General features: G+C 60.7%; 13 protein-coding genes. 12 read left to right on the top strand and 1 reads right to left on the bottom strand.

The genetic code is table 11. The features are described 5' to 3' along the window. Nucleotides 1-5: 5 nt before the first annotated feature. The 7 genes from fabV to JF545_RS09335 all read left to right on the top strand — a co-directional run bounded on the left by fabV (nucleotide 6) and on the right by JF545_RS09335 (nucleotide 7,320). On the top strand, nucleotides 6-1,202 hold the full coding sequence (gene fabV, locus JF545_RS09365; protein WP_206941509.1) for an enoyl-ACP reductase FabV: 1,197 nt from the start codon (nucleotides 6-8) through the stop codon (nucleotides 1,200-1,202). A gap of 230 nt (nucleotides 1,203-1,432) precedes the next feature. Then, a complete protein-coding gene (locus JF545_RS09360) occupies nucleotides 1,433-2,410 on the top strand; it encodes a GlxA family transcriptional regulator (RefSeq protein ID WP_206941507.1) in 978 nt (325 codons plus the stop codon). Nucleotides 2,411-3,320: 910 nt separating this feature from the next. After that, nucleotides 3,321-3,824: a DUF417 family protein gene (locus tag JF545_RS09355; protein ID WP_206941505.1), complete on the top strand. Its 504-nt coding sequence runs from the start codon at nucleotides 3,321-3,323 to the stop codon at nucleotides 3,822-3,824. A 678-nt stretch (nucleotides 3,825-4,502) separates the two neighbouring features. After that, complete coding sequence (locus JF545_RS09350) at nucleotides 4,503-4,724, top strand: hypothetical protein (protein ID WP_206941503.1); 222 nt, start codon at nucleotides 4,503-4,505, stop codon at nucleotides 4,722-4,724. 483 nt (nucleotides 4,725-5,207) lie between these two features. Next, the gene (locus tag JF545_RS09345; RefSeq protein WP_206941501.1) at nucleotides 5,208-5,432 is read left to right on the top strand and encodes a hypothetical protein; all 225 of its coding nucleotides are present in this window, start codon (nucleotides 5,208-5,210) and stop codon (nucleotides 5,430-5,432) included. A gap of 270 nt (nucleotides 5,433-5,702) precedes the next feature. Beyond that, complete coding sequence (locus tag JF545_RS09340) at nucleotides 5,703-6,257, top strand: isochorismatase family protein (RefSeq protein ID WP_206941499.1); 555 nt, start codon at nucleotides 5,703-5,705, stop codon at nucleotides 6,255-6,257. A gap of 58 nt (nucleotides 6,258-6,315) precedes the next feature. Further along, on the top strand, nucleotides 6,316-7,320 hold the full coding sequence (locus JF545_RS09335) for a GlxA family transcriptional regulator (protein ID WP_242520759.1): 1,005 nt from the start codon (nucleotides 6,316-6,318) through the stop codon (nucleotides 7,318-7,320). On the opposite strand, the gene JF545_RS09330 is transcribed toward JF545_RS09335, so the two are convergent. Further along, complete coding sequence (locus JF545_RS09330; RefSeq protein WP_206941497.1) at nucleotides 7,291-7,947, bottom strand: class I SAM-dependent methyltransferase; 657 nt, start codon at nucleotides 7,945-7,947, stop codon at nucleotides 7,291-7,293. The genes JF545_RS09335 and JF545_RS09330 overlap by 30 nt on opposite strands. Nucleotides 7,948-8,222: 275 nt before the next feature. Between JF545_RS09330 and JF545_RS09325 the strand changes: the two genes are divergently transcribed. The 5 genes from JF545_RS09325 (at nucleotide 8,223) to astB (ending at nucleotide 14,443) form a co-directional block, all read left to right on the top strand. Beyond that, a complete protein-coding gene (locus JF545_RS09325; protein WP_206941496.1) occupies nucleotides 8,223-9,437 on the top strand; it encodes an aspartate aminotransferase family protein in 1,215 nt (404 codons plus the stop codon). Between the two features lie 62 nt (nucleotides 9,438-9,499). Beyond that, nucleotides 9,500-10,570: an arginine N-succinyltransferase gene (locus JF545_RS09320; protein ID WP_206941495.1), complete on the top strand. Its 1,071-nt coding sequence runs from the start codon at nucleotides 9,500-9,502 to the stop codon at nucleotides 10,568-10,570. Next, on the top strand, nucleotides 10,570-11,613 hold the full coding sequence (gene astA, locus JF545_RS09315) for an arginine N-succinyltransferase (protein ID WP_206941494.1): 1,044 nt from the start codon (nucleotides 10,570-10,572) through the stop codon (nucleotides 11,611-11,613). Before JF545_RS09320 ends, astA begins: the two co-directional genes overlap by 1 nt. Next, nucleotides 11,613-13,082, top strand: coding sequence for a succinylglutamate-semialdehyde dehydrogenase (astD, locus tag JF545_RS09310; protein WP_206941493.1), 1,470 nt, complete (start codon nucleotides 11,613-11,615; stop codon nucleotides 13,080-13,082). Before astA ends, astD begins: the two co-directional genes overlap by 1 nt. A gap of 5 nt (nucleotides 13,083-13,087) precedes the next feature. Continuing rightward, entirely contained in the window at nucleotides 13,088-14,443 is a 1,356-nt protein-coding gene (astB, locus tag JF545_RS09305) for an N-succinylarginine dihydrolase (RefSeq protein WP_206941492.1), read from the top strand. The last annotated feature ends 157 nt before the right edge of the window (nucleotides 14,444-14,600 follow it).

Below are 14,600 nucleotides of genomic sequence, written 5' to 3'. Positions count from 1 at the left end.
CTGTCGTGATCATCAAGCCCAAGGTACGCGGATTCATCTGCACCACCACCCATCCTGTCGGTTGCGAGAAAAACGTACTCGAGCAGATCGAGGCAACCCGCGCACGTGGCCTGGCGTCATCCAAGGGGCCCAAGAAAGTGCTGGTGATCGGTGCCTCCAGCGGTTACGGCCTGGCGGCACGCGTCACTGCTGCCTTTGGTTATGGCGCCGACACCCTCGGTGTGTTCTTCGAGAAGCCCGGCACCGAGAAGAAGCCCGGTACGGCGGGTTGGTACAATGCCGCGGCCTTCGACAAGTTCGCCAAGCAGGAAGGCCTCTACAGCAAGTCGATCAATGGTGATGCCTTCTCCCACGAAGCCCGCGCCAAGGCGATCGAATTGATCAAGCAGGACATGGGGCAGGTGGACCTGGTGGTCTACTCGTTGGCGTCTCCCGTGCGCAAGATGCCGGACTCCGGTGAGCTGAAGCGTTCCAGCCTCAAGCCCATTGGCGAGACCTACCGCGCCACTGCTATCGACACCAACAAGGACACCATCATCGAAGCCGAGGTCGAGCCTGCCAGCGAGCAGGAAATCGCCGATACCATCGATGTCATGGGCGGTCAGGACTGGGAACTGTGGATGCAGGCATTGAGTGAGGCCGATGTACTGGCTTCTGGTGCCCGCAGTGTTGCCTTCAGTTATATCGGTACCGAGATCACCTGGCCGATCTACTGGCATGGTGCGTTGGGCAAGGCCAAGGAAGACCTGGATCGTGCAGCCACCGCCATCGATGGCAAGTTGAAACAGTCTGGAGGTGGTGCCAACGTCGCTGTGCTCAAGTCGGTAGTGACCCAGGCGAGTGCCGCCATCCCGGTCATGCCGTTGTACATTGCGATGGTCTATCGGGTGATGAAGGAGCAGGGCCTCCACGAAGGCACCATCGACCAGCTCAACCGCCTGTTCGGGGAGCGCCTCTACGGGGGTGAAGCCACCACGGATGACGTCGGCCGCCTGCGTCTGGATGACTGGGAACTGCGTGATGACGTCCAGCAGGCATGCAAGGATCTGTGGCCGCAGGTGACCAGTGACAATCTGTTCGATATCACGGACTACGCTGGCTACAAGCACGAGTTCCTCAAGCTGTTCGGCTTCGAGCGTAGCGATGTGGACTACGACGCCGACGTCAATCCGGACGTCAGCTTCGACGTCGTTCAGCTCTAATCCGCCCAAAAGGCCCTGAATGTCGGCCCCGTCGCTCCAGCACTGAGCGAGCCGGCGGCTGACAGACTCGCCTTTGCCAACGGGCCGTGACCGAGAGGTCGCGGCCCGTTGTCGTCGTGTCACTGATGCGTCTTCGCTGCAGGCGTGGCCCATGCACAACGGACATGGGCGCTGAATCCATGGCGTGAGTGGCGTAGACTATGGCTCGCATATTCTCGTCGAGAAGGTTCATGCCGCCGTCTTCCCATCCATCACGCTCATCCGAATTGCTGCGCCAAGTAGGGATCGTGGTGATGCCTGGATTTTCGCTGCTGGCGCATGCCTGTGCCACCGAGCCGCTGCATGTGGCTAACCTGCTTCACGGTCGTACCCTCTATCGACTGACCAGTTACTCCAGCGGCGGCGATGCGGTGACGAGTGCGTCGCAGCAGACCGTGCTGCCCCGGGAAGCGCTAGCAGAGGTGGAGACTCACCCCGACATGGTGTTGGTGTGCGGGCCTGCCAAGCTGCCTGGGGGGATCCCCGATGATCTGGCGGCCTGGCTCAAACGCCTGGCGGCTTCTGGCGTGTTACTCGGCGGCATCGGCGGGGGCACCGAAGCGCTGGCGCGGCTGGGGCTTCTGGATGGCTATCAGGCCACGCTGCCGTGGCAACGGTTCGAGGCCTTCGCGGCGGCTCACCCCCGGGTGCGGCTGTCACAACAGCTGTTCGAGATCGATCGTGACCGGATGACCTGTGGTGGCGGCACGGCGGCCATGGACATGATGATCACCCTGGTCGAAAGTCATCATGGTGCCGCTCTAGCATCACGAATTTCGGAATATTTCGTGATGGAGCGGATCCGCATGGGTGACGAACCTCAGCAGATTCCCCTGCGCTCGCGTCTCGCCCATGCGCCGGCCAGCCTGGTCGAGGCCGTGCAGCTGATGGAAGCCAACATCGAAGAGCCGCTGTCGACTCACGAACTTGCCGAACATCTGGGCATCTCCAGGCGTCAGCTGGAGCGACTCTTCAAGAAGTACCTGAAGTCGGTGCCGAGTCGCTATTACCTCGATCTGCGTCTGCAGAAGGCTCGCCGCATGCTGCGCGAGAGTGATCAGCCTGCCGGTGAAATCGCGCTTCAGACCGGCTTCTCATCGGCGGCGCATTTCTCGACGGCGTATCGCAATCACTTCGGTATGACCCCCAGGGAAGAGCGACTGGGCTAGTCACTGGCCCGATACGGTTTATTGGGCTAACCGCACCTTCCCTGTATCTGCATAGCTCCCTGAACACTCTCCTTTTGACCTGCATCGCTCATCGTTGCTGGGTTCGACCTGTATGGGTTCGACGCTGAATGCGTTGCCGACATCGAGCGGAATCGATGTGCGGTGGCATGTTTCGGTACCACGGTTTACCCCGGCTGCTCACGTGAGCCGGGCGCGACAGTCTACGTCTCGTAGGCGCGGCGCTTCCTCTCTTCGTTTCTCCCTGGCTCTTTGCCTCCCTTCCTCCCTCCCTGCCTGTCTGTCGTGTCATTGCCTTTCTCCCCACCATCAGCTTCCACAGCATGTCAGCTCAACGTTGAGGTTGAGGTCCCCACGTCCTCCTTGTTTGTGTTGGCTGCTCGAGGTTCAGCATCGATGGGAAAGGATGGTGAAGACATGTTGCATGCTCGTTTTGGCAAAGTTCTTTGGATGAAGTGACGTAAGGAAACGGTGATGTAGTCGACAGAAGCGACCTCACCATGAGGCGTGATGATATGGCTACAGAGCGTGCGGAGAGTACGCAGAGAAGGTGTCAGGTGATGGAGACACAGAGCGACATACCACGTCTTCATGCAGATCAGAAAAATCGAATGAGCGTAGTTATCAACAGTAGTGTAAGTAAATCGAATGTATCGTACACAGAGAGGAAAGACAGCAAGGTGCCGGAGCCATAGCTGAGTAGAAGCTGAGCAAAAGGATGACGTTCGATCAGAGAGTGTCTCCGGACATCATGCGGTGTATGGAAAGCGATGGTGGCTGTTTCGGCAGAAGGTGGTAGCAGTAGATCGGAAGATGAATAGAGGAAAGATGAGGATGCGTCTGCCATCTATTCATAAAAAATGACGAAAAAAGTAAAGATGGAGAGTGAGACATGAATCACAATACCCTTTCTCGTGCTGGCTTCTATATTGCGCTGTACGGTGTGGTCGCGATCCTTCTATGGATCGGTTTCTTCAAGTATCACCCAGATGAAGCGGCCGCTATCCAGGGCATCGTTGCCAGCTCTCCGTTGATGTCCTGGTTGTACAGCATTGCGAGTGTCAATCAGGTGTCGGCGGCTATTGGTACGGCAGAAATTGTCGTTGGCTTTCTTGTTGCGGCATACCCCATCTCCAAGAAAGCTGGCTTGGTGGGGGGAGCGCTTGCAAGCGTCATCTTCCTGACGACCAGCACGTTCTTGCTGACCACCCCTGGTGTCTTGCATGTCAGCAGTCTGTCGGGCGATACCTTGGCCTTCCCATCGCTGTTCGGTGGATTTCTGGCGAAGGACCTGGTTCTTCTCGGGGCTTCCCTTGCCATCACCGGGGCTGCCTGGAAGGCGGTAAGTGAAGAGGCGAGTGCCAAACACGATCACTTGATTGCTGAATCAGCATAAAGGCTGATGATGCGCCAGCAGCAACGAGCAGTGCTGCTGGCGCATGACTTTCATGCGGGTCCACCATGCGTGAAAGGAAAGACCATAGCTGCCGACGTAATGCGAGATATTTTTACGCCGCTATGTTCAATATCTTACAGAATAATTGTGCCGAAATGATTTTATGAACATATCTGCAATTGCCAATATGTGAGATGCGAATTAGATTTTCTGTTATCAGTTAACAAAATGTTACGTTTAGATTCGGTCAGTTTTTCTGGTCTTCCTGCTCATAACGTGATGTTTTTGTTTATTTTCTTGAGTCGTAGATTCGCACTTTGTTTGCTGGAAAATCATAAGAACGTATATCGAGCATCCGCCAAATGGGGTGAAAGTGGACCTGGATGAAAGTGGACCGGGATAAAAGCGGACCGGGGCGAAAGCGGATCGGGGCGAAAGCGGATCGGGATGAAAGGATATGAGCGACAAGTGAACTGAGGTGGGCGCGGATGGATGTAGACACCCAGTTGGCAAATGCGCTGAAGCAGCATATTGCACCAGTAGCTTGTCTCTTCTTTGCTGAATTTGCAGGGGAAGACAAGTCAACGATAGGCAAGCATAGGATCCCCCACAGAGGTGGATCCCTCAATAGGCCAGACTTCTGCGGTCGGCCACAATAGGAAAGTCGAGGAGAGTGACATGAAAACCAAGATGATCTTTGCTGTCATGATGGTGTCTGTGCTGGCCGCGGGTAGCGCCTTTGCCATGGACTCAGCGACCCTGCAGAAGCGCATGCAGGAAATTGAACAGCGCAGTGAGGCGGCCTCCGACGAGCAGAAAGTCGAAGCGCTTGAACAGGAAGTGGCAGAGCTGAAGGACCTTCTTCAGATGACCGTAGACAGTCTCAATGAGTCCCAGTAATCCTGCATGATGGTCAGCGCCGCAGGTTTGCAGCACGAGATCAGCTGCGGCCTGCAGCGCTGGTAAGCCATTGGTTTGCCGGCACTGGACAGCATCATACGTCAGACGGGTATTAGGTGTTTTCATACGTCAGACGGGACTGTGTCGACGTGGGAATGTCCCATAAAGTCCAAGAATTGTGCTTTTTTAGTCTTTCGAATAAACACAGGTTGCTAACTGTAATATCCCCCTATTAGATTGACTCAACGAGTTTTTGAACACTGTTTTTCATTGGGCTTCGTGAAGGGTGAGTGTCTTGGACGTGACGGGGTGGTTGGCATTCCCTTCCTGTCTCGCCCTAAGGATACGCCCTGCAGGTCACGTTGCTCCGCTAATCATCAAGACGATGTCCTACCATTGCCTTGCAGCAGTGCCCACCGGCCTTCATGGGTAATGGACAGGGAACCAGGTCGAAGGACGTTCGACAAAGACGAGGAGAAAGACATGAAGATCAAAATGATGGCAGCTGCACTCCTGGCCTCCATGATGGCAGTGGGTTCAGCGCAGGCGATGGATTCCGATACGCTGCAGCAGCGCATGCAGGCGATTCAGCAGCAGTCCGAAGCCACGCAGCAGGAGCAAAAAATAGCCGCATTGGAGCAGGAAGTTGCCGATCTGAAGGCACTGCTGCAAGAGACCGTCGAGGCTTTCCAGGAAGCCAATATGTAACATCGTCGCAGTGCCAGCGGTTGGTGGCATGACGTGATGACAAAGGCTCACCTTTATGGGTGGGCCTTTTTTGTTAGTGAGTGCCGCATAGATTAGCGCTCTATAGGTTGGTGCGCAGGGGCGGGTAGCCGTAGTGGTGGTGGGCGTTGATGATCATGTCCGAATTTGCCACCGGTGTGACCGCTTTGGCACTTCGGTCCGTGGATGGGGCCACTTATCGTAGCTGTACACCCATTGCTTTCTCCCATTCTGCGGACCAGGAGTCTTTCCATGTCATCTGCACTACTGCTTATTGATGTTCAAGCGTCTTTTCCCCAGCGTCCTTACTGGAACCCGCAAGAACTGGGGCGCTGGCCTGACGCCCAGCGCGAATTGATCGACCTGGCCAAGGCATCAGGCATACCCCTCGTAAGAATCTTCCATCTCGCACCCGGGAGCGGTGGAGCCTTCGATCCAGATCAGGGGTTCGTCAAACCTTTGCCGGGCTTTGATGATCCTGCGGACGCCACGTTTTACAAGACCGCGCACAACGCGTTTACCGATACCGGACTGGACCGCTGGCTTCGTGGGCGGGGAATCACGACGCTCTGGATCAGTGGCATCCGTACCGAGCAGTGCTGCGAGACGACGGCTCGAGTGGGGTCTGATCTCGGGTATGATGTGGTGTTCGTCGCCGAGGCGACGCTGACGTTCTCGATGTCTCGAGCAGGACGAGTGTTCTCCGCAGCAGAGATCCGTGAGCGCACGGAACTGGTATTGGATGGGCGCTTTGCCCGTGTGGTGCCGGTAAGTGCCTTGCACAATGAGCGCTGTGAGCTGGCCTGACCAGCGGCCCTCTGTGAACGAGCCATATGACAAGAGGGGTGGGGTGCCAAGGAGAATGATGGAAACTCGTGCCGCCGGTGATGGCCCCCTTCGAGTGAGTATCGTGTTGGTACCCGGGATGGTGCCCCTCGACCTCGTGGGGCCATGGCAGGTGTTACGCAGTGCATCGATCAGGCAACCCTTTGAGATCGACTTCATTGGGCCCCGTTCTCAGTTTGACTGGATGGGGCCGCTATCGTTGTCGGGTATAGCGCCGTTGCCCGACTCCCTGGGGGATTGCCACTTGCTGTTGGTGCCTGGCCAGTATCGCGCCGCCATGGAAGCCGATGCTCAGGATGAGGTGGTGCGGTGGCTGCGGTCAGTGGCGCCCCAGGCTCGTGCCGTGATGAGCGTGTGTTCGGGTACGCTACTGTTGGCCCAGGCAGGCTTGCTGGATGGCCGCCGTTGTACCACCCATCATCAACTCCTCGACAGACTGCGGTGTCTGGCACCCAGGGCTCTCGTTCAGCAGGACTGCATATTCACCGAGGACCGTGGGCTGTTTACCAGCGCTGGCATTTCCACCGGGATTGATACGATGTTGCATTGGCTGACGCGAGTCGTCGGACACGACATCGTGGTAACGGTGGCGAGGGATATGGTGCTGTATCTTCGTCGTAGCGGCCAGGAACCCCAGCTTGGTGTGTGGCTGACGGGGAGAAATCATGTCGATCAGCGTATCCACCGGCTTCAGGATCGCATCGCTGCTGCCCCGGCTGATACATGGTCCATGTCGCTTATGGCCAGGGAGTCCGCCATGGGAGAGCGCCACCTGCGGCGCCGCTTCGTCGAGCTGACCGGCATGAGCGCACTGGACTATCTGGCCAGAATTCGCCTTCAGCTGGCCCGCCAGCTGATGCAGGAATCATCGCTTAGCCTCGCAGCCATTGCCGAAAAGGTGGGCGTGTCGGACGAATACCAGCTCAGGCGCCTATGGCAGCGCTTCGAAGCGGGTACGCCGGCGCAGTGGCGCCGTCAACGGCAGCGTGACAGCTCAGCGCAGGACGCCTGCCGGGTCTGTTGATGATGTGGGTGGCGCCTTGCAGGCCAGCAGGGCGCGAAATACCTTGCCCATCAGTACCGCAGTGTCCTGTTCAATGACGAAGCCTGCCTTTGTCAGCAGAGGTGTGGCCTGGCGGGTAATATCGGTGGCGATGGTCGTGGTCGCCAGGTTGAGGCTGCGTCGCAGCACCCCGGAAGGCCGCTCGTCGTCCTGGAACTTGTCCATGATGCACAGCTGTCCATCGCCGGCCAGCACGCGATAGGCCTCGGCCAGCCCCCTGTCCGGTTGCGGCATGACCGCCAGAATCAGATGCATCACCACCACATCGAAATAGCCATCCGGGTAATCCAGCTGCTCGGCGTCCATTGCTCGTGCTTCCACATCCACCCCAAGGTGATTGGCCCTGACCTTGAGTCGCTTGACCATGGCGGGGCACAGGTCACTGGCGTGCACCTCGATATCTCGTGGTAGCCACGGCAGGTCGAGCCCGGTGCCCGCTCCCACCAGCAATACCCGCATGCCGGATTGCCAGCGCACCTGGGCCAGTGCCTGACGGCGCGGCCGGCGAAAGGCTCTTTCGGCGACCACGTCATACACAGGCGCATACAGCGAGTAGCGCCAACGATTCCAGCGAGTGGTGTTGATCATGAGGATTCACTGAGTAGTGGAAGACTGGCTGTCTACAGACTAGACGAGGCGCTGGGCCGAAGCATGCAGAAGAAACGTGGCTGTGGGTTGTCGAGGGTGACGATGCTGCGCGGACGTGGCTGTGCTTTGTGAAAAAGCCGGTCCCATTGCTGAAAGCCTTCCTGCGATGGCGTCCCTATACTCGAGTGATCGATTGATTGCATGTTTTGCGATTTCGCGCATTACATGCTCAGCCGTCTCGCGACGGCAACCACCCATGACAGCGGAGATCACCGATGAGCCACACCCCGAGCCGTGCCGACTTTGATCAGTACATGGTGCCCAACTACGCGCCCCAGAAGGTCATCCCGGTGCGCGGCGAGGGCAGCCGCCTGTGGGACCAGGAGGGGCGTGAGTACATCGACTTTGCCGGCGGTATCGCGGTCAACTCTCTCGGTCACTGCCACCCGGTGCTGGTGGATGCGCTCAAGGCTCAGGCTGACAAGCTGTGGCATCTGTCCAACGTCTATACCAACGAACCGGCGCTCGAGCTGTCCCGGGAGCTGGTCGAGCGCACCTTTGCCGACAAGGTATACCTGTGTTCGTCCGGTGGCGAGGCCAACGAAGCGGCCTTCAAGCTGGCACGTCGCTGGGCCCATGACACCCACGGCGAGCACAAGGACAAGATCATTTCCTTCCGCCAGTCCTTCCATGGACGCACCCTGTTCACCGTCAGCGTAGGTGGCCAGCCCAAGTACTCGCAGGGGTTCGGTCCGGTCCCGGGCGGCATCCTGCATGCGGAGTTCAACAACCTGGACAGCGTCCGCGAGCTGGTAGGGGATGACACCTGTGCCATCGTGGTCGAGCCGATGCAGGGTGAAGGCGGTGTCGTTCCGGCCACTCAGGAATTCCTGCAGGGACTCCGCGATCTGTGTGACCAGCATGATGCGCTGCTGGTGTTTGATGAAGTGCAGACTGGCGTGGGTCGCTCGGGCTCTCTCTATGCCTACATGGATTACGGTATCACCCCCGATATCCTGACCAGCGCCAAGAGCCTGGGCGGTGGTTTCCCCGTGGGCGCCATGCTGACGACCGATCGCGTGGCCCCGGTGCTGGTGCTGGGCACCCACGGCTCGACCTATGGCGGCAACGCGTTGGCGTCTGCCGTGGCCCTGGCCGCGATCCGCCACATCGATACGCCGGAGGTGCTGGGTGGCGTCGCCAAGCGTCATGAGCTGTTCCGCGAGCACCTCGAAGCCATCAACCGCAAGCACGGCGTGTTCAAGGAAGTGCGCGGCATGGGGCTGCTGATCGGTGCCGAGATGGCGCCAGAGTACGAAGGCCGTGCCAAGGACATTCTGCCGCTGGCCATTGAAGAGGGCCTGATGGCCTTGATCGCCGGACCCAATGTGCTGCGCATGGCGCCGTCACTGGTGATCCCCGAGGCAGACATCGTCGAGGGCCTCGAGCGCCTGGAGCGTGCCATCGCTCGTCTGGTGAGCGCATCGTGAGCAGGCCCCTGCCACAGACTATGTCATCGGATCTTGAGCAAGCTGCGACAGGAGGGCATCCCATGTTGGCTGTTCGCCCTGTGCGGCCTGGTGACCTGCCGGCGCTGGAGCGTCTGGCAGGCAGTGCCCAGCCGCGCCTGACCAATCTGCCGGCCCACCGCGATCGTCTTGAGGAGCGCATTGCGCGCTCCCAGCGGGCCTTCGCGTCGGAGGTCGAAGTGCCGGGAGACGAGCACTACACCTTCGTACTCGAAGACCAGGAACGTGGCGACGTCGTGGGCACGGCCACCATTCGTGCCCTGGCCGGCGCTAACGAGGCCTATTACACCTATCGCCAGGAGACGCTGATTCACGCCTCGCAGCAGCTCAATGTGAGGCGTGAGGTGCAGACCTTGGCGCTGTCCCACGAAGTGTCCGATGCCAGCCTGCTGTGTGCCCTGTCGCTGGACCCGCGCTACAAGGGCACCAGTGCGGAGAGCCTGCTCCGGCGTGCCAGGCTGATGTTCATTGCCCAGTACCCGGAGCGGTTCGCCGACGTGCTGGCGATGGCCTTCCCCGGCTATCTGGACGAGGACGGTGCGTCGCCGTTCTGGAACAGCGTGGGCCGTCATTTTTTCGTGCGTGACTATCACGAAATCAACTACATCGCCGGCGTGCGCTCCAAGAGCTTCATCGCTGAGGTGATGCCCCAGTTCCCGCTTTACCTGGCCATGCTGACGCCCAAGGCTCGCGCGGCCATCGGTCGCGAGCATCCTGCCCATGAAGACGCGCTCGAGGAAATGCTGGCTGAAGGTTTCCTGCGCTCCCGCCATGTGGACCTGTTCGATGCAGGTCCCGTGATCAAGGGCGATCGTGCTCGGCTGGAGAGTTTTCGGCGCGCGGCCTGGCACCCGGTGCGCATTCGTCCCGAGCACACCCTTCCCGACGCCGAGCCGGCCATGGTGGCCAATCAGCGCCTGGATGGCTTCTGCTGCACGGTGGCCCGCTACGCGCTGTCCCCCACAGGTCAGCTGATGCTGTCACCGGCCCATGCCGAGCTGCTGGGGGTCGAAGAAGGTCGTGCGGTGCTGGCCGCGCCCCTGGCGCTGTCGGCTGATGGCCTCGACCCGGGATATGACGAGGGAGAGCTGTAATGCGTATGCGTCCGATCAAGGAAGGGGACCTGGACGAGCTCCAGGCGCTGGCCCGGGAGACCGGCGTCGGCTTCACCTCCCTGCCCGATAATCGCGAGTTCCTGGCCGCCAAGATCGCCTCTGCCAGCAGCGCCTTCAATGAGCAGACCCCGGTGGATCAGCGGCTCTACTTCTTTGTCCTGGAGGACGAAGAGAGCGGTCGCCTGGCCGGTTGCTGTGCCATCGAGGGCCAGGTGGGGCGCGAGGTACCGTTCTATCACTATCGCGTCGGCACCCTGGCGCATTCCTCCAAGCAGCTCGACCTGCATCGCACCGTCGATACGCTGTTTCTGAGCTCTGATCACACCGGCGACGCCGAGGTGGCGTCACTGTTTCTGCGCCCCGAGTTCAGGGGCGCGGACCGCCGCCATCAGCGCAACGGTGCGCTGCTGTCGATGATGCGTTGGCTGTTCATGGCGGAGTTTCGCGACCGCTTTCCGGAAAAGGTCCTGGCCGAGATGCGCGGACGCTTCGACGACAACGGTCGCAGTGCCTTCTGGGAGTGCCTGGGCGCCAACTTTTTCCCGATGGACTTCGATGAAGCGGATCGCTTGACCGGTCTGGGTCAGAAGAGCTTTATCGGCGAACTGATGCCCAAGTTTCCGATCTACACCCCCTTCCTGTCCGAACAGGCGCGTGCCTGCATCGGTCAGGTCCACGAACATACGCGACCAGCGCTGGCGATGCTCAAGAAGCAGGGACTGCGCTGGGAAGGCTATATCGACATCTTCGACGGGGGGCCCACCGTCGAGGCCTATATCGACGACGTCAAGGGCGTTCGGCTGTCCCGCCATGTGCGGGTGGAAGTCGATCCTGATGCTGTCAGCAGCGAACGTCCCCAGTGGCTGGCGGCCACCACGTCCATGGCCGACTTCCGCGCCGCCTGGGTCGGACGAGGGCCCGACGACGCCGGCATCCTGGTACTCAATGACAACGAAGCACGCAGGCTGGAGGTCAGCTCCGGCGATACCTTGCGTGTGCTGAATTCCGACGAGGAGGCGTGATGCAACCCACCCAACAATTGCTCATCGACGGTCAGTGGGTGTCTGGTGATGCAGAGACCTTCAGCAAGCGTGATCCCATCAGCGGAGCGACGCTGTGGCAGGGTGCCGCGGCCAGCGCCGAACAGGTGGAGCAAGCGGTGGACAGCGCCAGGCGCGCCTTCGCTGCCTGGGCCAGAACGCCATTGGCCGAGCGTGAGGCGCTGGTCGAGCGTTTCCGTGGCGTGCTGGAAAATCATCGCGAGGATCTGGCCGCCAGCATTGCCCACGAGACCGGCAAGCCGATCTGGGAAGCACGCACCGAAGTTGGCGCCATGATCGGCAAGGTGGCGCTGTCCATCCGCGCCCGTGAGGAGCGCACCGGTGAGCGCGAGCGTGACCTGGGAGATGCACGCGCCGTGCTGCGCCATCGTCCCCATGGTGTGATGGCGGTGTTTGGTCCCTACAACTTTCCCGGCCACCTGCCCAATGGCCATATCGTGCCCGCCTTGCTGGCAGGCAACACGGTGGTCTTCAAGCCCAGCGAGCAGACGCCGCTGACCGCCGATCTGACCTTGAAATGCTGGCTTGAAGCGGGCCTTCCCGCTGGGGTCATCAATCTCGTGCAGGGCGCTGCCCCGGTGGGGCAGGCGTTGTCGGCGGCCGCCGGCATCGACGGCCTGCTGTTTACGGGGAGTGCCAAGGTCGGCGGGCTGCTGCATCAGCAGTTTGCCGGCCAGATGGGCAAGGTGCTGGCGCTGGAGCTGGGCGGCAACAACCCGCTGGTGGTGAAGGATGTGCCGGATGAGGACGCCGCCGTGCTGACCATCTTGCAGTCCGCGTTTCTGTCCGGCGGTCAGCGGTGTACCTGTGCCCGTCGCCTGATCGTGCCCGAAGGAAGTGCTGGGGACAGCTTGCTGGCGGCATTGACGGAGGCCATGGGACGGTTGCGGGTGGCACAGCCCTTCGCTGAAGACGCGCCTTTCTACGGCGGTCTGGTCAGCGTAGCGGCCGCCGAGGGACTGCTGGCGGCCCAGGCGGATCTGGAAGCACGAGGTGGCACGGTGCTGGCACGGATGCGTCAGCTCGAGGAGGGCACCAGTTTGCTGTCTCCAGGTCTGGTAGACGTGACCGGCGTCGAGGTGCCCGATGAAGAGCACTTCGGGCCGTTGCTCAAGGTCTATCGCTACCGCGACTGGGATGAGGCCATCGCCCTGGCCAATGACACGCGCTACGGGCTTTCTGCCGGCCTGATCGGCGGCGAGCGCAGCGACTGGGACGACTTCCTGCTGCGCATCCGCGCTGGCATCGTCAACTGGAACCGCCAGACGACGGGTGCGTCCGGGGATGCACCGTTTGGCGGGGTCGGCGACAGCGGTAACCATCGTCCCAGTGCGTTCTACGCTGCCGACTACTGCGCCTACCCGGTCGCTTCAGTGGAGAGTGAAGCGCTGAACCTGCCCGATAAGCTGCCGCCGGGGGTGAGCCTGTGAAGGATATGAGTCAACAAGACGTGGTCGAGGTCAACTTTGACGGCCTCGTCGGCCCGACCCATAACTATTCCGGCCTGGCCCACGGCAATGTGGCGTCCATGTCCCACGGGGGCCTGGTGTCCAACCCCCGTGAGGCAGCGCTGCAGGGCCTGGCCAAGATGAAGGCCCTGAAAGACGCTGGCTACGCCCAGGGCGTATTGCCGCCGCAGCAGCGCCCGGACCTGGGCGCGCTGCGCTCGCTGGGGTTCACCGGTGACAACGCCGAGGTGCTGGCCCAGGCGGCGGAACAGGCCCCGCAATTGCTGCGCGCGGTCTGCTCTGCCTCCAGCATGTGGACGGCCAACGCCGGTACGGTGACCCCCAGCGGTGACGCTGCGGATGGGCGCGTGCACTTTACCCCGGCCAATCTGCAGTCCAGCTTCCATCGCTTTCTGGAGCCGGAAACCACCGCACGGGTGCTGGCCGCGATCTTCGCCGACCCGACCCGCTTTGCCCATCACCCGGTACTGCCGGCGACCCCGGCGTTTTCCGATGAAGGGGCGGCCAATCACACCAGGCTGTGTGGCGAACACGGCGAGCCGGGCGTGCATCTGTTCGTGTATGGGCGCCAGGCTTTTGGCGGTGATGGGGTCGAACCCAGCCGCTTCCCTGCCCGCCAGACCCTGGAGGCTAGCCAGGCCATCGCCCGCCAGCACGGGCTGGGCGACCATCAGGTGGTCTATGCCCAGCAGCATCCTGATGCCATCGATGCAGGGGTCTTTCACAATGATGTGATTGCCGTGGGCAATGGCCCGGTGCTGCTGTACCACGAGCTGGCGTTCCGTGACGAACAGGGCACCCTGGACGCGCTGCGTGACAAGATGTCGACGCCCTTGATTCCCGTGCGTGTACCGCTGGAGGCGGTTAGCCTGGAAGATGCCGTCGCGTCGTATCTGTTCAATTCCCAGCTGCTGTCCAACGACGATGGCAGCATGACCCTGGTCGTGCCAGGCGAATGCCAGGAGCGGGAAGCGGTATGGCGCTGCATCCAGGATCATCTGCTGGCGGGCAACAACCCCATCAGTGAAGTGGTGGTCAAGGACGTCAAGCAGAGCATGCGCAATGGCGGAGGTCCTGCGTGCTTGAGGTTGCGCGTTGTGCTGAGCCAAGCCGAGCGTGCAGCGCTGACCGGTCGCGTGCTGCTCGACGATGCGTTGTACGAAGACCTGGTGGCCTGGGTCAAGCGCCACTACCGCGAGCGGCTGGCCCCGGAGGATCTGGCCGATCCACGGCTTGCCGAAGAGACGTTGGCAGCTCTGGACGAACTGACCTCCCTCCTTGAGCTGGGGCCGGTGTATCCCTTCCAGGGAGCAGCCGGCTAAGACGCGATCGGCTTAAATGAGCGTGCGTGTACTGTTGGCTGCTCTAGATCGATCGCATGTTTCGACCCTACCTTCCGGTAGGGTCTTCTTTAATATCGCTACTGGCTGAGCCGCTACCGTGTGTCAGGGGCCCGCCCACGAGCGACCACACGAAGCA

It is taken from the genome of Halomonas litopenaei (assembly GCF_017303055.1).
GTDB classification, from domain to species: domain Bacteria; phylum Pseudomonadota; class Gammaproteobacteria; order Pseudomonadales; family Halomonadaceae; genus Halomonas; species Halomonas litopenaei_A.
This window is presented reverse-complemented; position numbering and strand designations above follow the sequence as displayed.